This window comes from Vibrio agarivorans (assembly GCF_030409635.1).
Classification (GTDB): Bacteria; Pseudomonadota; Gammaproteobacteria; order Enterobacterales; family Vibrionaceae; genus Vibrio; species Vibrio agarivorans.
Genome location: NZ_JAUFQF010000004.1, coordinates 557,770 through 573,913 on the forward strand (window position 1 = coordinate 557,770; position 16,144 = coordinate 573,913).

Here is a 16,144-nt window from a genome sequence, read left to right on the forward strand (position 1 = left end):
CTCAGCCATGCTGGGGCTTTTTTGTGCGACAAAGATTTGAATTTTGGCCAATCCGTGTCGATAGTTATAACACTATGCAAACAAATCGATACCAATGTCGTCATGCATTATTGACTACATCGGTATCGCCATAACAACCTTTTAGCCCATGATTATTTCTTATGATTTGTGCTTAGAGAGAACATAGTCTCTGCATCGACATGATGGTTTGCTGTCCCTTATGCCGCCATGCACCGTATAGATAGAACGGTAGCATTAGGTCGTGTTTCATTCGACCCTGCACCGACTGTTATCAGGTGATTGCGTGAATGTGTCTGCTTACGGCGATAAGCTTTTTCCTGATAGGTAACTAGAACGCATCAAGGAGGACGCATGCCTCGCACCTACAACTCGTCAGATTTCGACACTAAGCAGAAGCAATCTGACCATGAGTACGCTCGCACCATACCGTGCAACACGCTCAGTATCTCTGCTCCCTTTCACTGGTTAGCGCTCGGGCTGAACGATTTTGTTCGTATGCCTATCATTAGTGCCTTCTATGGATTGTGCTTTATGGCGGCCGCCATTGGTATTGTGCTGCTGGTTCAGTGGCAAGGTACTCATCTGGTCATTATGCCCAGTTTGATTGTCTATATGCTCATCGGCCCGTTTCTCGCTCTTGGATTGTACGATGCGAGCTGGCAGCGAGAAAAAGGCCACAAAGCTAGCCTACCCCACTCTATGAAGGCGATTGGTCGCAACTCATCTTCTCAATGGGCATTCGCGGTATTGTTGGCTGTCGCTATGATTTTTTGGATGCGCATAGCCGCTCTGCTTCACGCTATCTACCCTTCTGTGCAAGGGGCTCCCCTCAGTGATTTTCTCCCCTTTTTGGTGATCGGTTCAGTGGTTGGTGCTGTGCTCGCAGCTGTAGTGTTTAGTATCTCAGCCTTTTCGATTCCACTAATGATGGAGCGACGTGTCGATATGATGACAGCCGTGTTCACCAGTGTGAACGCCGTACGCAGCAATATTGGTGCAATGATTGTTTGGGCGGGTATTATTGGCGGCGGTATCCTTCTCGGCTTTGCAACCTACGGTATTGGTATGCTGTTTACTATGCCAATTCTCGGCTACGGAACATGGCATGCCTACCACTCAACAATCAAAAAGAAACATCAACCCTAGATATACAGATTGGGCTTTCGCCCAACTTTAGGTATTCTAGCCCCGAATTTCTTCGGGGCTTTTGTTTTGCTAGATCGTGAACTACAACACCAAACCATCAAACAGGTTGCGCACTGCATTCAGCAAGCTGAGCGCTATTTTGATGTCTCTCTACCACAGCCAAAGATAAGCTATCAGTTACGTGGCAAAGCCGCAGGCAAGGCCTACCTTCAGTTGTGGGAAATCCGTCTCAACCCAGTTCTATTTAGCGAAAACCCAGACGCCTTTATCAACGAGGTGATTCCTCATGAAATCGCTCACTTGCTCTGTTACAAACTGTTTGGTCGTGTGCGACCACACGGTAAAGAGTGGCAAGCTATCATGCTTAAAGTGTTTGGTGTAAACCCAAATACGACGCACTCATTTGATGTTGCTTCAGTTCAAGGGAAAACCTTCCAATATTGCTGCTCTTGTAACGACTATGCGCTCACTATTCGCCGTCATAACAAAGTGCAGCGTCAGCAAGCTGCTTATCGTTGTAGCCTTTGTCATGAGCAGTTGCAGTTTACTGGTAAGCAACTCTCCTAGTACTCTTCGAGAACTCTCCGAACATTTGAGCCTGAAGATAATCCATCACATTTCAACCCCTTGTTTTTTCGTCGCTGCGCAACCATGTTAGACTTAACTCAATATCAATAAGCTAACTTTTGGATACTGCACTATGCGCGTACCTCGAATTTTCCACCCGGAACCTATCCTCACTCTTGGTGAACTTAACTTAAGTGAAGATGCTAGTGGCCACGTTGGCCGCGTGCTACGCATGAAAGAGGGACAACAGGTTCTGTTGTTTGATAACAGTGGCGCCGAGTTTCCAGCAGAGATCGCTGCTGTCAGTAAGAAAAACGTCGCGGTAAAGGTACTAGAGCGTGTTGAGAACAGCATTGAATCACCACTCGACCTGCATCTTGGTCAGGTGATCTCTCGAGGTGACAAAATGGAGTTCACCATTCAAAAGTCTGTGGAGCTTGGCGTAAACAGTATTACTCCCCTTATTTCTGAGCGCTGCGGAGTCAAACTAGACCAAAAGCGTTTTGAGAAGAAGCTAGTACAATGGCAAAAAGTGGCAATCGCGGCATGTGAACAGTGCGGTAGGAATCGCGTTCCTGAGATTCGCCCGATAATGCAACTCGAAGAGTGGTGTAATGAAGAGTTTGATGGTCTTAAATTAAACTTGCACCCTCGCGCTAAATACTCAATCAATACGCTACCGACACCCGTTGAAAAAGTTCGCCTGTTGATTGGCCCAGAAGGCGGGCTATCTAGCGATGAGATTGAGAAAACACGTCACTATAATTTTGAAGAAACGCTGCTAGGGCCAAGAGTATTAAGAACCGAAACTGCCGCCCTAACTGCAATTACAGCCCTACAAGTTCGCTTTGGCGATCTTGGCTAAATGGAGAAAAGAATGATCAAGCTCGGCATTGTGATGGACCCAATTTCGTCCATCAATATTAAGAAAGATTCAAGTTTTGCCATGATGCTAGAAGCGCAGCGTCGCGGTTACGAAATTCACTACATGGAAATGAACGATCTTCACCTTGATCAAGGTGTCGCGATTGCTGATACAAAAGTGCTTGAGCTAAAAGAAGACCCGAACGGCTGGTACGAGTTTAAGTCTGAACAAACGATTAAGCTTGCGGATCTTGATGCAGTATTAATGCGTAAAGATCCACCTTTTGACACCGAGTACATCTACGCGACCTACATTCTCGAGCGCGCAGAAGAAAATGGCGCACTGATCGTCAATAAGCCACAAAGCCTGCGTGACTGTAATGAAAAACTCTTTACGGCGTGGTTCCCTGAACTGACACCGACCACCATCGTGACGCGTAAAGCAGAGAAGATCAAAGCATTCCGTGAAGAGCATGGCGATGTCATTCTCAAGCCTCTTGACGGTATGGGCGGCGCTTCGATCTTCCGCGTGAAAGAAAACGATCCAAACGTCTCTGTGATCATCGAGACACTGACCAACCACGGTCAAAACTACGCAATGGCGCAAACCTTCGTGCCTGATATCAGCAATGGTGATAAGCGTATTCTGGTGGTTGATGGTGAGCCGATGCCATACTGCCTTGCTCGTATTCCAGCAAAAGGTGAGACGCGTGGCAACCTAGCCGCTGGCGGTACGGGAGAAGCTCGCCCTCTGAGTGAGACCGACCTTAAGATCGCTCAAGCAGTCGCACCTACGCTAAAAGAGAAAGGGTTAATCTTTGTTGGCCTTGATGTCATCGGCGACAAGTTGACAGAGATTAACGTAACGAGCCCTACCTGCATCCGTGAGATTGAAGCTGCCTTTGATATCTCTATCACTGGCAAGCTAATGGATGCTATTGAGCGTCGCGTTAAGGCATAAGCACGCATGGCGGCATAATAGGCCGCCATTGATTAGCCCCAACCTATTGGAGTCGCTATGAATTTAACCAACCACTTTTTAGTTGCTATGCCCGGGATGCAAGATCCCTACTTCAAGAACAGTGTGGTCTACATCTGTGAGCATAATGAAGATGGGGCGATGGGTCTCATTATTAATGCCCCAATTGATGTAACGGTAGGCAATATTCTTGAGCAAGCCGAGATCGATCCAGTCCATCCGCAACTCCTGACTGAAAGCCTTGAGCGACCCGTACTCAATGGCGGGCCTGTGGCGGAAGATCGTGGTTTTGTCTTACACAAACCTAAAGACTATTACGAATCGAGCATTCAGATGACTGATGACCTCACTGTTACGACCTCTCGAGATATTTTGACGGTTCTCGGCACTGAGGCTGAGCCCAGTGATTATCTAGTCACCCTAGGCTATTCCGGTTGGACAGCAGGACAACTCGAGGTCGAGCTTGCCGACAACTCATGGCTAACAATTGAGGCCGACTCCGTACTCATCTTCGACACACCAAACAATGACAAGTGGCGCAAAGCCGTTGAAAAGCTTGGAATCGATCCAGCGCAACTCTCAAGTCTTGCTGGCCACGCTTAAACCTCATCAATATAGGAAACCCGATTCGTTATGTCTCGTACAATTATGGGCTTTGATTTTGGCACCAAGAGCATTGGCAGTGCCATTGGTCAGGAGATCACTGGTACCGCCTCGCCGCTTCGCGCCTTTAAGGCTAATGATGGTATCCCAAACTGGGATGACATTGAAAAGTTGATCAAAGAGTGGCAGCCGGATCTGCTTGTCGTCGGATTACCAACCGATTTGCATGGACGTGACTTAGAAACGATTACCCCTAGAGCGAAGAAATTTGCTAACCGCTTGCATGGCCGCTTTGGTTTGCCTGTCGAGCTGCACGATGAACGCCTATCAACTGCCGAAGCTCGTGCTGATCTTTTCAGTATGGGAGGCTACAAAGCTCTTGAGAAAGGCAATATTGACTGTCAGTCAGCCGTGGTCATCTTAGAAAGCTGGTTTGAGGCGCAATGGGGTTAGTGAGTCTGATAACCACCGTAATAGCCGCCAGATAAACTGGCGGCTATTAGCTCGCTATTCCATGTTATTCCATATCTATCTTCACATTAGACAGCGCACCTCCAGAGAACCCCTCTCCACGCTGTGTTTTCAGCATTAAACGCAGATCGTTGGGGGAGTCTGCACTGTGCAGCGCATCCTCTTCATTGATCTTATCCTCCACCACCAATTGATAGAGCGCCTGATCAAAGGTCTGCATTCCAACCTCTTTTGAACGCGCCATCGTAGCTTTAAGTTCATGCAGATCGCCACGACGGATCAGATCGGATACACGTGGGCTGTTGAGCAACACTTCAAACACACCATGACGCCCCTGACCGTTTTTATCACGGATCAACTGCTGGCCAATCACACCTTTTAGGTTCATTGAAAGATCAAACAAGAACTGCTCTCGTTGCTCTTTCGGTATCAAATGTAGAATTCGCTCAAGAGCTTGGTTGGCATTATTCGCATGCAAGGTAGCCATACACAAGTGCCCTGTTTCAGCAAAAGTCATGGCGTACTCCATCGTCTCACGGCTGCGGATCTCACCGATCAAGATCATATCTGGCGCCTGACGCAGAGAGTTTTTGAGTGCGACTTCAAAGCTCTCAGTATCCAAACCCACTTCACGCTGAGTCACAATACAACGTTTATGCTCATGCACAAACTCGATAGGATCCTCTACCGTCAGAATATGCCCTGTTCGATGACTATTTCGATAACCTGTCATTGCTGCCATCGTAGTAGACTTACCCGATCCCGTTGCACCAACCACCAATACCAAACCTCGTTTAGCAATGGAAAGATCTTGCAACACCTCGGGTAGCTTCAGCTCATCAAAAGTGGGGATATTGGTTTCAATTCGGCGAATCACCGCGCCAGGCAGTTCTCTTTGATAGAACGCACTGACACGAAAACGGCCGATATCACGCACAATGGCAAAGTTGGCTTCACGCTGTTGATGATAATCACTACGTCGAGACTCATCCATCATCGACTCTAACAAAGCCAGCACATCTTGCTCACTCAGTTTCTCACCTTGTGCTTTTAGCTCCCCATCGACTCGAAATAGCACAGGAGCTCCCACGGTGATGTAGAGATCCGAAGCTTTATTCTCCAGCATCCCTTGCAGGAAGGTATCGATATTCATTTCTGCAGACGACATAGCAACTCCTTAAAAAATCGGTGCTGAATCGGTTTCAATTTTGCGTGCGACTTCATCAGGATCCACCACACCCTGTGCTAATAGCTGTTTAGAGTTCTGCTCCATCGTTTGCATGCCGTGTGCTGCGCCTGTCTGAATGATCGAGTACATCTGCGCGACCTTATCTTCACGGATCAAGTTACGAATTGCCGGTGTTGCCATCATGATCTCATGACAAGCCACACGTCCGCCTCCAACTCGTTTAAGAAGTTTTTGCGCAATAACGGCACGTAAAGACTCCGAAAGCATCGAACGTACCATGTCTTTATCACTACCAGGGAACACATCAATAATTCGGTCAATCGTCTTGGCTGCTGAACTGGTGTGCAGAGTACCAAACACTAAGTGCCCGGTTTCTGCTGCTGTTAGCGCTAGACTGATCGTCTCTTGATCGCGCAACTCTCCGACTAGAATAACGTCTGGATCTTCACGCAAAGCACTACGCAGCGCATTCTTAAAGCTGTGCGTATCTCGATGCACTTCACGTTGGTTGATCAAACATTTGTTGTTGGTATGCACAAACTCGATCGGATCTTCAATCGTCAAAATATGCTTGTTGTGATTGCGGTTAACATAGTCCACCATCGCAGCAAGTGTCGTCGACTTACCAGAGCCCGTTGGGCCAGTCACCAAGACGAGACCTTTCTCATAATTAGCAATTTTTTCGAACACTTGAGGGGCTTCTAGCTGCTCAAGTGTCGGTATAACCGTGGGTATGGTACGAAATACCGCTGAGCAGCCACGCGCCTGATTGAAGGCGTTAACACGAAAGCGCCCCACATCAGGTAGCTCAAAAGAGAAGTCTACCTCTAACCTTTCTTCGAACTCGCTGCGCTGTGCATCATTCATAATCTCAAACACCAAACGGTGTACATCTGCATGGCTAAAAGCAGGAACACCCAGCTTTCTCACTTCTCCATCAATACGGACCATTGGCGGAACTCCAGCAGAAAGGTGTAGATCTGACGCATTATGCTTTACACTAAAATCCAGTAACTCAGCGATATCCATATAATTTCCTTGGTTTCATAGACTATGAGTAGTATTCAACAAAACATCGAACTTATCACTTCACAAATTAAAAGTGCAGAGCAAAAGTGTGGGCGTGCTCGTGACTCTGTGCAATTGCTGGCGGTAAGTAAAACAAAACCTAATCAGGCAATTCTAGAAGCTGCGCAAGCAGGCCATCAACTGTTCGGCGAAAACTATGTCCAAGAAGGGGTGGATAAAGTCCAGTTCTTCAACCAGAACCACCCTGAATTAGCGATTGAATGGCACTTTATCGGTCCTATTCAATCAAATAAAACACGCCATGTGGCAGAGCACTTTGCTTGGGTTCATACCATTGACCGCGCAAAGACCGCACAGCGCTTGAACGATCAGCGCCCAGAAGGTATGCCCCCTTTGCAAGTGCTATTGCAAGTCAACACCAGTGGCGAATCCTCAAAATCAGGCCTCGATGCAGAGCAAGTATTTGAGCTCGCTGAGTTGATTTCTCGCCTGCCAAACCTCAAATTAAGAGGATTGATGTCAATACCAGCCAATGTGACTGACTATGACTCACAACTGGCAGCCTTCACCGAGCTTGCAGCACTAAAAGACAAGCTCCACGCTTTGTATCCAAGTGTTGATACCCTCTCGATGGGAATGAGTGGGGATATGGAGGCAGCGATTGAAGCAGGTAGCACGATTGTTCGCATTGGCACTGCTATTTTTGGTGCGCGTGATTACGCAAATAAGAGCTAGAGAGAATAATGGAACACAAGAAAATTGCCTTTATTGGCGCAGGTAACATGGCTCGCTCCATCATCGCAGGCCTTAAAGCTAGTGGATACCCAACACAGCTCATCACAGCAACGGCGCCCAGCCAATCGACTCGTGATGCATTAACAAGGGAGTTTGCGGTTAATACCACAACCGATAACGAGCAAGCAGCAAAGCAAGCTGAAGTGGTTGTCCTTGCGGTTAAGCCTCAGATGATGTCTCTGGTTGGCGAGGGCCTACGCGAAGTTGATTTCACCAACAAGCTGGTGATTTCGATTGCAGCTGGTATCAACTGTCAACGATTAGAAGAGATGTTAGGCAGTAAACTTACCCTGGTTCGTGTTATGCCAAACACCCCTTCTCTTGTTGGTGAAGGCATGAGTGGCCTATACGCTCCACAAACGGTATCACAGGAACAGCGCGACTTTGCCCACCAACTAATGCAAGCGGTTGGCGAAGTATGCTGGGTCGAACAAGAATCAGGAATCAACAATATCATTGCAGCAGCTGGGAGCTCACCTGCCTATTTCTTCCTCTTTATGGAAGCGATGCAGAAAGAGGCGATTGCTCAAGGCTTTACGCCAGAGACCGCGCGTTTACTTGTGCAGCAGTCAGCACTGGGGGCGGCCAAGCTTGTGGCGGCAAAACCGGAGCTAGAGCTCGCGACCCTGCGTGAACAAGTGACATCCAAAGGCGGTACTACCGCAGAAGCGCTGCGCACCTTTAACCAATCTCAGCTTTCAGATATTGTATCGAAAGCGATGCGTGCAGCCGTTGCTCGCGCAGAAGAAATGGAATCATTATTTTAAAACTCAACACTCTCTGCTGCTTTAGGACGAGACTGTTATTGCTGTAAGGGCTAACTATGAACTCAATGAGTTTTCTAATTTCTACACTCTTCGACCTTTATATCATGGTCGTTATTCTGCGCATTTGGTTACAAGCCACTCGTGCGGATTTCTACAATCCATTTTCACAATTTATCGTTAAAGCGACACAACCGGTCGTTGGTCCGCTGCGTCGAGTGATTCCATCCATTGGTAGCCTAGATTTAGCCACCCTAATCTTTGCCTATGTTCTTTGTGTCATCAAATTTGTCGCACTTGTTATGCTTGCCTCGAAAGGCGCGATGGCATTCAGCCTTGATTACCTTTACCTAGGATTCCTGTCTCTGGTCAAAGCAGCAGGTGGCCTACTGTTCTGGGTTCTACTATTGCGCGCCATTTTGAGCTGGGTAAGCCAAGGCCGTAGCCCTATCGAGTATGTTTTCCATCAACTGACTGAGCCAATGCTGGCTCCTATCCGTCGTATCATCCCGGCGATGGGTGGCTTTGATTTCAGTGTATTAGTGCTATTTATCGTCTTGCAGTTTGCCAACTTCTTAATGGGTGATTTAATCGGGCCAATCTGGTTCAGACTATAATGACGCAAGCGGCATGGCTTGATGGCGAAGACCTTCTTCTCCGGTTGTATATTCAGCCAAAAGCAAGCCGAGACGCCATTGTCGGGTTACATGGTGAAGAGTTAAAAATAGCTATCACCGCCCCACCCGTCGATGGCAAAGCGAATGCACATTTGACCAAATACCTTGCTAAACAGTGCAAGGTATCTAAAGGCTCAATCAGTATTGAGAAAGGTGAGTTAGGTCGGCACAAGCAAGTGCGAATTAGCTCTCCGAGCCAACTACCCAAAGAGATTAAAGCCATCCTATGATGGCTTTTTTCATATATAAATCCAATCAACGCTAATCTAGGAGAGATAAGATGAAACGCTGGATAGGACTCCTTCTCTGCGCACTATTTACCAGCTCAGCAGTGGCGGGGCAATTCAAGACCTTTAAAGACGTTGAAGTGCACTACGCTGCCTTTAACTCGACCTTCCTCACACCCAAAGTCGCTCGCAGCTATGACCTAAAACGCAATGGTTATTCCGCGATACTCAATATTAGTGTGTTGGACAACGCCTCTCTTGGAAAACCGGCTACCACGGCCAAACTATCAGGCAGCGCGAAGAATCTTATCGGGCACAGTAAAAATCTGACTTTTCGAGAAGTGAAAGAGGGAGATGCGATATACTATCTAGCAGAGTTCTCCATCAGCAATGAAGAGACACTCACGTTTACCATTGATGTAGACAGTGGCAATAAAGGCACTGGAAAGCTGACCTTTACCCAGAAATTTTATGTAGAAGAGTAGTTTGAGTAGATCATGAAAAAAATCGTATTAGCAACGGGCAACCAAGGTAAGGTTCGTGAAATGGCAGACCTTCTGTCTGACTTTGGTTTTGAGGTGCACTCACAAAATGAATTTAACGTCTCTGACGTGGCCGAAACTGGCACAACCTTCATTGAGAATGCGATTATTAAGGCGCGTCATGCCGCCAAAGAGACCGGTTTAGCTGCTATTGCCGATGACTCAGGTTTAGAGGTGGATTTCCTCAAAGGTGCACCGGGTATTTACTCGGCTCGCTACGCGGGTGAAGGTGCTTCAGACCAAGAGAACTTAGAAAAACTACTTGAAGCCATGAAAGGGGTACCAGAAGCTGAGCGTACTGCTCGCTTCCACTGTGTATTGGTTCTAATGAAGCATGAAAATGACCCGACACCCGTTGTTTGTCACGGTAAATGGGAAGGTCGAATTCTAGAGCAAGCTGAGGGTGAAAATGGCTTTGGCTATGACCCTATTTTCTTTGTTCCTGAAGACAACTGCTCGTCTGCTCTGCTTGAACCAGCACGTAAAAAGCAGTTATCACACCGCGGAAAGGCACTGAAAGCCCTGTTTGCTGAACTGTCAAAGTAACTTACTTATGACTCAACTCATTCCACCAGCACTCAGCCTATATGTACACATCCCATGGTGTGTACAAAAGTGCCCCTATTGTGATTTCAACTCACATGCCCAAAAAGCCGATATTCCAGAGCAAGAGTACATTCAAGCTCTACTGGAAGACTTAGACACCGATATTGATAAGTATGCCCTACATGCAACGCCAAGGCCCTTACATTCGATCTTTATCGGTGGCGGCACGCCGAGCCTGATTTCACCCCAAGGTATCCAATCTTTACTCCAGGGAATCGAAAAACGCATCCCGTTTAAATCGGATATCGAGATCACCATGGAAGCTAACCCTGGCACCGTTGAGGCAGAGCGATTTGCTGGCTATCAGCGTGCTGGCATCACCCGCATCTCTATCGGAGTGCAGAGCTTTGAGCAAGATAAGTTGGAGCGTCTAGGGCGAATACATGGCCAGCAAGAGGCAGTTAACGCGGCACACTTGGCACATAATATTGGGCTCAACAGTTTTAACCTAGATCTCATGCATGGCCTACCTGACCAATCAGTCGAGCAAGCGTTAGCTGATCTCGATAAGGCGATTGAGTTAGCACCGCCACATCTTTCTTGGTATCAGCTGACAATTGAGCCGAACACCATGTTCTACTACAAAACACCAGCACTGCCTGATGACGATGATTTGTGGGATATTTTTGAGTTAGGCCATGAGAAGCTAAGACAAGCGGGCTACGTACAATACGAGATTTCGGGTTACAGTAAGCCTGGCTATCAATGCCAACATAACCTTAACTATTGGCGCTTTGGTGACTATCTGGGGATCGGTTGCGGCGCTGCCGGAAAAATCAGTTTCGCTGACGGGCGAATTGTCCGCACCACCAAGATTAAGCACCCGCGTGGATACCTGAGTGCCTACCAGAATCTCACCAAGCCCTATTTATCAGACGAACAACTCGTTGCTAATGAAGATCGCCCGTTTGAGTTCTTTATGAACCGCTTTCGCTTGATGGAATCCTGTCCCAAGCACGATTTTATCGATACAACAGGGTTAGGGTTTGAGGCTATTCAAGACACCATTAACTGGGCAATAGAGATGGGCTACCTCTCAGAGACCGATACACACTGGCAGATCACGGAGAAAGGGAAGTTGTTTTTGAATGATTTGTTGGAAGCGTTTATGACTGAGTGAGGGGAGTTGAAGGTTGAAGGTTGAAGGTTGAAGGTTGAAGGTTGAAGGTTGAAGCAGATTATCGGCTTTGGTTTTAATTTTGGAGTACAGAATTCAGAGTACAGAGGTGCTCGCATTTAAGCTTCTGTATTCTGAAATCTGTACTCTTCTTTTCCTTTTTCCTTCTACCTCTGGGCAACGCCCGTCCCTTTTCTTCTTCTAAAAAATCGAACGCCCAATACGCTCAGACAACAGCTCCAGCGCTTTCGTGCCCGCTAACGAGTTGCCTGACGCATCTAGCTCTGGAGACCAGACTGCAATTGTCATCTCCCCCGGTACAACGGCAATAATCCCACCGCCGACACCTGATTTACCCGGCATACCGACACGGTAAGCAAAATCACCCGCCCCATCGTACAAACCACAAGTTGCCAACAAAGCATTAAGCTGCTTGGTTTGAGTTGGTGTAATGATCTGCTTTTGGGTCTGTACTGATACCCCTTTATTCGCCAAATAGCTGAATGTTTTAGCCAGATCAGCACAACTCATTTTTAACGCACAAGCGTGGAAGTAGTTGTTCAACACCGGAATCACTTCATTGCTAAAGTTACCAAATGAACGCATCAAATAAGCAATCGCAGCATTGCGGTCACTGTGTAGCATTTCGGAGGCTGCAACCACTTTGTCGTAGACAATATGGCTATCTCCCGATAGCTGACGCACAAACTCGAGTAGGTGCTGGCGAGGCGCAGATAAGCGTGACTGCAACAGATCAGCAACCACAATGGCGCCAGCATTGATAAATGGGTTACGAGGGATCCCCTGCTCCATTTCTAGCTGGATCATCGAGTTAAACGCTTGACCGGAAGGCTCTTTACCCACGCGAGACCAGATCTCTTCTGGCTGGTACAACACCATGGCCAGAGTCAAACTCAACGCCTTTGAGATAGATTGAATAGAAAAGCCTTCGTCTGCATCGCCTGCTGTAATCAACTCACCTTGATTAGTGAACACAGCAATACCCAACTTAGTCGCTGGGATGCGTGCCAAAGCGGGTATATAGTCAGCGACTTTTCCATTACCGATTAATGGGCGAACTTCATCTAAGACAGAGTCAAGAATCTCTTGAGTGGGCATCATTACTTTCCATCCAAACAAAAAAGAGCCAGCATATTGCTGGCTCTAGTAAACACGAATGCTCGCGATTTACGCTTTTACAGCAACAATAATATTGCGATTAATCGACTGGTCAACTCGGTGTAAATAACCGGTAAATGGCGCTTCGTCCATCACCTTCCAGCCTTGTGATTCAAACAGTTGCGCGAGGTCTTTCCATTTAAGAGTAAACTCATTAAAAGATAGCACTACCGCACCATTTTTCTTCAACACCTTTTTCCAAGCGGGTAAAGCCTCAGCTAACAACTCATTCGGGCTTCGATTGAGCTTATTGTCTTTGGCGTTCTTACTACCGTGCTGAACACCATAAGGAAGATCCGAAACCATCACGTCTACAGAGTTCTTCTTAACCACTAGATCCGCTTTGCGCGTATCTGCGGAATAAAGCTTCATCGACTGACTTTCCCCTACTGCAAAGGCTTCTTTACTCGCTGCCGCATCAAGCACAAAGCCATCAGCAACCTTTTTGCCTTCTACCGTGCGTTTATCTTTACCCGCCTTGTGCTTAAAGCGGCCATTTTTCATAAACTTCACAATGAAGGTTTGGATCTCTTGAACCCATTTGGCATTGATCTCTACACCAACAACATTCATCCCTTGGATCAAACCTTCATATAGGGTGGTGCCTTTACCACACATTGGATCCATCAAAGTGATTGTACTGCTATCAGTTTGAGCGGCGCTAGCCCCAAGGTTGACCATCAAGCGAGTAAACTGCTCATTGGTTTTGCCTGTGTAACGCAAAATCTGACTCATGCTTTCAGGGAACGTATTGTAAGCAGGTGGCGTCAGCGGCTTTAACAAGCCACCATCAACCACTTCAAACAGCGCATAGTAGATTGATGATGCCGCGATCTTTTTCATCTGCTCAGGCGTTAACGCCTCTTTGCAAGAAAAAACAATTGCCGCAGGCAAACCGACTTGCTGATCTTCAATACGAAATAGCTCTACACCCTCTGCCAACAGCATTGCGTGTAGCTCTGAGCGAGCAATTTCAAGCGCGCTGTCGAAATAGATACGGTTGTGACCTGGATTTGCCAGAATCGCATACAACGACATGTCTCCCCCTATTATGCAGTACGCTTGAACTTAATATCCCACACGCCATGGCCTAAACGATGGCCACGTGCCTCAAACTTAGTCAACGGACGATCATCTGGACGCGGAACAAAGTCACCGTCAGTCGCAGTGTTGGCAAAGCCTGGAGCTTCATTCATAACTTCAATCATATGCTCGCCATAGTTTTCCCAGTCTGTTGCCATGTGAAAAATACCCTGCTCAGGGATCAGCTTGGTGCGTACCATTTCAGCAAAGTCTAACTGAACGATACGACGCTTGTGGTGACGCTTTTTGTGCCACGGGTCTGGGAAGAACAGTTGCAGCGTGCTTAGGCTGCTTTCTGGAATCATGTTAGCAAACACTTCAACCGCGTCATGACACATAACGCGCAAGTTAGTTACACCTGCATCACGCGCATCAGCAAGACACGCACCAACACCTGGGCTATGAACTTCGATACCGATGAAGTTTTTCTCTGGCGCATTCTTAGCCATTTCAACCAGTGACGCACCCATACCAAAGCCGATTTCCAGAACAACAGGGTTGTCGTTACCAAATACTTCTTTCCAATCGAGAAGCTTTTCTTGGTAATCAATACCCATTGTTGGCCAACACTCATTCATTGCGTTTTCTTGGCCTTTGGTTAGACGACCTTCGCGACGCACAAAGCTACGTACTTTGCGGATCAACTTGCCATCTTCATTGTATTCGTTAGTGGTCACTTCACTCATGGTTTATGCCTGTTCAAAATGCGCTCAAATCAAAGGGATTGTGATTATCCAAAGAATCGCTACAGGTGCAAGTATTATCGACCTTACAACGCGGTTATCCTCCAAATAACCACAAAAAAAGTCCGATTTACATCTCTCGCCTGACGTGATTCAATTTTGCGCTAATTATAGACTGAAATTACAGAGCTTGATGTTGTGACTCCTTTTGCCCAAGCCATTTTAGAGTGGTATGAACTTTATGGCCGTAAAGAGCTGCCTTGGCAGCAAAACAAAACGGCTTATAGCGTTTGGCTGTCTGAAATCATGCTACAACAGACCCAAGTAGCCACTGTCATACCCTATTACCATCGATTCCTTGAAAAGTTTCCAACCGTGGTTGACCTTGCCAAAGCCCCACAAGATGAGGTGCTTCACCTATGGACTGGGCTGGGTTATTACGCACGTGCAAGAAACCTCCACAAAGCCGCACAGCTTGTTGTCAGGGAACATAATGGCGAATTTCCACTCGATATAGAGCAACTTAATTCCCTACCGGGTATAGGCCGCTCCACTGCCGCCGCTATATTGTCATCGGTTTATCAACAACCGCATGCCATCTTAGATGGCAACGTGAAGCGCACACTTGCTCGCGCATTTGCAATAGAGGGGTGGCCCGGAAAGAAAAGTGTCGAGAATCAACTGTGGCAATATGCCGAACGGCACACTCCAGCACACAATGTCGATAAATATAACCAAGCAATGATGGATATGGGGGCGATGGTTTGCACTCGCTCAAAACCTAAATGCAGCTTGTGTCCTGTTACAGACCTATGCCAAGCAAAAGCGCAAGGGAACCCACAGGACTACCCCGGAAAAAAACCAAAAAAAGACAAGCCGATTAAAGAAACATGGTTTGTTATGGTTTATCACCAAGGTGAAGTTTGGCTTGAGCAGCGCCCCCAAACAGGCATTTGGGGTGGGTTGTTTTGTTTCCCGCAATCTGAGCAACCAGAGACTTCAAGCGTGGCGGAGCGTCTTGGCATCACAGATAACGACATTTCAACACAGAGCACTCTGGTCGCTTTTCGTCATACGTTCAGCCATTACCACTTAGATATCACTCCTGTGCTCATCGAGTTGAAGCAACAACCCAATGTGATCATGGAAGCTAACCAAGGTCTCTGGTATAACTTATCTCAACCAAAAGAAATCGGATTAGCCGCTCCAGTAAAGCTGTTATTGGAAAGCCTACCGTTTGAATTAAAACACAAGGAGTCACTATGAGCCGCACCGTTTTATGTGCTCGACTAAAACAAGAGTTAGAAGGGATGGATTTCCAACTGTATCCAGGAGAGCTTGGAAAACGTATCTTCGACAACATTTCAAAGCAGGCTTGGGGTGAGTGGCAAAATAAGCAAACCATGCTTATTAACGAAAAGAAACTCAATATGATGGACCCAGAGCATCGTAAACTGCTGGAAACCGAAATGGTTAACTTCTTGTTTGAAGGCAAAGATGTTCACATCGAGGGCTACACCCCACCTTCTGAATAATTAGGTTCAAAATTACTTTTTCCAATGACATCATGTCGCTCGACTGGTGTCATTGTTGTTTTTAGGG

The 16,144-nt window shown here is 47.1% G+C and carries 20 protein-coding genes; 15 read left to right on the forward strand and 5 right to left on the reverse strand.

Annotated elements, in window-relative coordinates; genetic code table 11:
- Window positions 1-372 precede the first annotated feature (372 nt).
- The 6 genes from QWZ05_RS10900 to ruvX all read left to right on the forward strand — a co-directional run bounded on the left by QWZ05_RS10900 (window position 373) and on the right by ruvX (window position 4,633).
- Complete coding sequence (locus tag QWZ05_RS10900; RefSeq protein ID WP_290298385.1) at window positions 373-1,167, forward strand: DUF2189 domain-containing protein; 795 nt, start codon at window positions 373-375, stop codon at window positions 1,165-1,167.
- Window positions 1,168-1,233: 66 nt separating this feature from the next.
- Window positions 1,234-1,734, forward strand: a complete 501-nt coding sequence (locus tag QWZ05_RS10905) for a SprT family zinc-dependent metalloprotease (RefSeq protein ID WP_264877709.1) — start codon at window positions 1,234-1,236, stop codon at window positions 1,732-1,734.
- 133 nt (window positions 1,735-1,867) lie between these two features.
- On the forward strand, window positions 1,868-2,599 hold the full coding sequence (gene rsmE, locus QWZ05_RS10910; RefSeq protein ID WP_264877708.1) for a 16S rRNA (uracil(1498)-N(3))-methyltransferase: 732 nt from the start codon (window positions 1,868-1,870) through the stop codon (window positions 2,597-2,599).
- Window positions 2,600-2,611: 12 nt separating this feature from the next.
- A complete protein-coding gene (gene gshB, locus QWZ05_RS10915; protein ID WP_264877707.1) occupies window positions 2,612-3,559 on the forward strand; it encodes a glutathione synthase in 948 nt (315 codons plus the stop codon).
- Window positions 3,560-3,616: 57 nt separating this feature from the next.
- Window positions 3,617-4,180: a YqgE/AlgH family protein gene (locus tag QWZ05_RS10920; RefSeq protein WP_264877706.1), complete on the forward strand. Its 564-nt coding sequence runs from the start codon at window positions 3,617-3,619 to the stop codon at window positions 4,178-4,180.
- A 30-nt stretch (window positions 4,181-4,210) separates the two neighbouring features.
- The gene (gene ruvX, locus QWZ05_RS10925) at window positions 4,211-4,633 is read left to right on the forward strand and encodes a Holliday junction resolvase RuvX (RefSeq protein ID WP_264877705.1); all 423 of its coding nucleotides are present in this window, start codon (window positions 4,211-4,213) and stop codon (window positions 4,631-4,633) included.
- A gap of 64 nt (window positions 4,634-4,697) precedes the next feature.
- Here ruvX and QWZ05_RS10930 read toward each other — a convergent pair whose 3' ends face one another.
- Together QWZ05_RS10930 and QWZ05_RS10935 are read right to left on the reverse strand one after the other, a co-directional pair.
- Entirely contained in the window at window positions 4,698-5,804 is a 1,107-nt protein-coding gene (locus QWZ05_RS10930; protein WP_264878212.1) for a PilT/PilU family type 4a pilus ATPase, read from the reverse strand.
- A 24-nt stretch (window positions 5,805-5,828) separates the two neighbouring features.
- Window positions 5,829-6,869, reverse strand: a complete 1,041-nt coding sequence (locus QWZ05_RS10935; RefSeq protein WP_264877704.1) for a type IV pilus twitching motility protein PilT — start codon at window positions 6,867-6,869, stop codon at window positions 5,829-5,831.
- A gap of 24 nt (window positions 6,870-6,893) precedes the next feature.
- On the opposite strand from QWZ05_RS10935, the gene QWZ05_RS10940 reads away from it, so the two are divergent.
- Genes QWZ05_RS10940 through hemW form a run of 7 tightly spaced genes read left to right on the forward strand, consistent with a single transcriptional unit; the run spans window position 6,894 to window position 11,600 of the window.
- On the forward strand, window positions 6,894-7,604 hold the full coding sequence (locus QWZ05_RS10940; RefSeq protein ID WP_264877703.1) for a YggS family pyridoxal phosphate-dependent enzyme: 711 nt from the start codon (window positions 6,894-6,896) through the stop codon (window positions 7,602-7,604).
- A gap of 8 nt (window positions 7,605-7,612) precedes the next feature.
- Window positions 7,613-8,431 carry a pyrroline-5-carboxylate reductase gene (gene proC / locus QWZ05_RS10945; RefSeq protein ID WP_264877702.1) on the forward strand — a complete coding sequence of 273 codons (819 nt, stop codon included), beginning with the start codon at window positions 7,613-7,615 and terminating at the stop codon, window positions 8,429-8,431.
- A gap of 56 nt (window positions 8,432-8,487) precedes the next feature.
- Window positions 8,488-9,045: a YggT family protein gene (locus QWZ05_RS10950; RefSeq protein ID WP_264877701.1), complete on the forward strand. Its 558-nt coding sequence runs from the start codon at window positions 8,488-8,490 to the stop codon at window positions 9,043-9,045.
- Window positions 9,045-9,335, forward strand: a complete 291-nt coding sequence (gene yggU / locus QWZ05_RS10955) for a DUF167 family protein YggU (protein ID WP_264877700.1) — start codon at window positions 9,045-9,047, stop codon at window positions 9,333-9,335. Before QWZ05_RS10950 ends, yggU begins: the two co-directional genes overlap by 1 nt.
- Window positions 9,336-9,385: 50 nt before the next feature.
- Window positions 9,386-9,817: a DUF4426 domain-containing protein gene (locus tag QWZ05_RS10960; RefSeq protein ID WP_264877699.1), complete on the forward strand. Its 432-nt coding sequence runs from the start codon at window positions 9,386-9,388 to the stop codon at window positions 9,815-9,817.
- A 12-nt stretch (window positions 9,818-9,829) separates the two neighbouring features.
- The gene (locus QWZ05_RS10965; RefSeq protein ID WP_264877698.1) at window positions 9,830-10,420 is read left to right on the forward strand and encodes an XTP/dITP diphosphatase; all 591 of its coding nucleotides are present in this window, start codon (window positions 9,830-9,832) and stop codon (window positions 10,418-10,420) included.
- Window positions 10,421-10,427: 7 nt separating this feature from the next.
- Entirely contained in the window at window positions 10,428-11,600 is a 1,173-nt protein-coding gene (hemW, locus tag QWZ05_RS10970) for a radical SAM family heme chaperone HemW (RefSeq protein WP_290298393.1), read from the forward strand.
- Window positions 11,601-11,798: 198 nt separating this feature from the next.
- On the opposite strand, the gene glsB is transcribed toward hemW, so the two are convergent.
- From glsB to trmB, 3 genes are all read right to left on the reverse strand, one after another.
- Complete coding sequence (gene glsB, locus QWZ05_RS10975; protein ID WP_264877696.1) at window positions 11,799-12,719, reverse strand: glutaminase B; 921 nt, start codon at window positions 12,717-12,719, stop codon at window positions 11,799-11,801.
- Window positions 12,720-12,785: 66 nt separating this feature from the next.
- Complete coding sequence (locus QWZ05_RS10980) at window positions 12,786-13,814, reverse strand: TRM11 family SAM-dependent methyltransferase (protein WP_290298396.1); 1,029 nt, start codon at window positions 13,812-13,814, stop codon at window positions 12,786-12,788.
- Window positions 13,815-13,825: 11 nt separating this feature from the next.
- Window positions 13,826-14,545 carry a tRNA (guanosine(46)-N7)-methyltransferase TrmB gene (gene trmB, locus QWZ05_RS10985; RefSeq protein WP_264877693.1) on the reverse strand — a complete coding sequence of 240 codons (720 nt, stop codon included), beginning with the start codon at window positions 14,543-14,545 and terminating at the stop codon, window positions 13,826-13,828.
- A gap of 195 nt (window positions 14,546-14,740) precedes the next feature.
- On the opposite strand from trmB, the gene mutY reads away from it, so the two are divergent.
- Both mutY and QWZ05_RS10995 read left to right on the forward strand, forming a co-directional pair.
- A complete protein-coding gene (gene mutY / locus QWZ05_RS10990; protein ID WP_264877692.1) occupies window positions 14,741-15,808 on the forward strand; it encodes an A/G-specific adenine glycosylase in 1,068 nt (355 codons plus the stop codon).
- Entirely contained in the window at window positions 15,805-16,077 is a 273-nt protein-coding gene (locus tag QWZ05_RS10995) for an oxidative damage protection protein (RefSeq protein ID WP_264877691.1), read from the forward strand. Before mutY ends, QWZ05_RS10995 begins: the two co-directional genes overlap by 4 nt.
- Window positions 16,078-16,144: the final 67 nt, after the last annotated feature.

Bases quoted from the DNA above. Each gene is read 5' to 3' on its own strand.
- QWZ05_RS10900 (WP_290298385.1), top strand. From the start codon at position 373: ATGCCTCGCACCTACAACTCGTCAGATTTCGACACTAAGCAGAAGCAA.
- rsmE (WP_264877708.1), top strand. From the start codon at position 1,868: ATGCGCGTACCTCGAATTTTCCACCCGGAACCTATCCTCACTCTTGGT.
- gshB (WP_264877707.1), top strand. From the start codon at position 2,612: ATGATCAAGCTCGGCATTGTGATGGACCCAATTTCGTCCATCAATATT.
- QWZ05_RS10920 (WP_264877706.1), top strand. From the start codon at position 3,617: ATGAATTTAACCAACCACTTTTTAGTTGCTATGCCCGGGATGCAAGAT.
- ruvX (WP_264877705.1), top strand. From the start codon at position 4,211: ATGTCTCGTACAATTATGGGCTTTGATTTTGGCACCAAGAGCATTGGC.
- QWZ05_RS10930 (WP_264878212.1), bottom strand. From the start codon at position 5,804: ATGAATATCGATACCTTCCTGCAAGGGATGCTGGAGAATAAAGCTTCG.
- QWZ05_RS10935 (WP_264877704.1), bottom strand. From the start codon at position 6,869: ATGGATATCGCTGAGTTACTGGATTTTAGTGTAAAGCATAATGCGTCA.
- QWZ05_RS10940 (WP_264877703.1), top strand. From the start codon at position 6,894: ATGAGTAGTATTCAACAAAACATCGAACTTATCACTTCACAAATTAAA.
- proC (WP_264877702.1), top strand. From the start codon at position 7,613: ATGGAACACAAGAAAATTGCCTTTATTGGCGCAGGTAACATGGCTCGC.
- QWZ05_RS10950 (WP_264877701.1), top strand. From the start codon at position 8,488: ATGAACTCAATGAGTTTTCTAATTTCTACACTCTTCGACCTTTATATC.
- yggU (WP_264877700.1), top strand. From the start codon at position 9,045: ATGACGCAAGCGGCATGGCTTGATGGCGAAGACCTTCTTCTCCGGTTG.
- QWZ05_RS10960 (WP_264877699.1), top strand. From the start codon at position 9,386: ATGAAACGCTGGATAGGACTCCTTCTCTGCGCACTATTTACCAGCTCA.
- QWZ05_RS10965 (WP_264877698.1), top strand. From the start codon at position 9,830: ATGAAAAAAATCGTATTAGCAACGGGCAACCAAGGTAAGGTTCGTGAA.
- hemW (WP_290298393.1), top strand. From the start codon at position 10,428: ATGACTCAACTCATTCCACCAGCACTCAGCCTATATGTACACATCCCA.
- glsB (WP_264877696.1), bottom strand. From the start codon at position 12,719: ATGATGCCCACTCAAGAGATTCTTGACTCTGTCTTAGATGAAGTTCGC.
- QWZ05_RS10980 (WP_290298396.1), bottom strand. From the start codon at position 13,814: ATGTCGTTGTATGCGATTCTGGCAAATCCAGGTCACAACCGTATCTAT.
- trmB (WP_264877693.1), bottom strand. From the start codon at position 14,545: ATGAGTGAAGTGACCACTAACGAATACAATGAAGATGGCAAGTTGATC.
- QWZ05_RS10995 (WP_264877691.1), top strand. From the start codon at position 15,805: ATGAGCCGCACCGTTTTATGTGCTCGACTAAAACAAGAGTTAGAAGGG.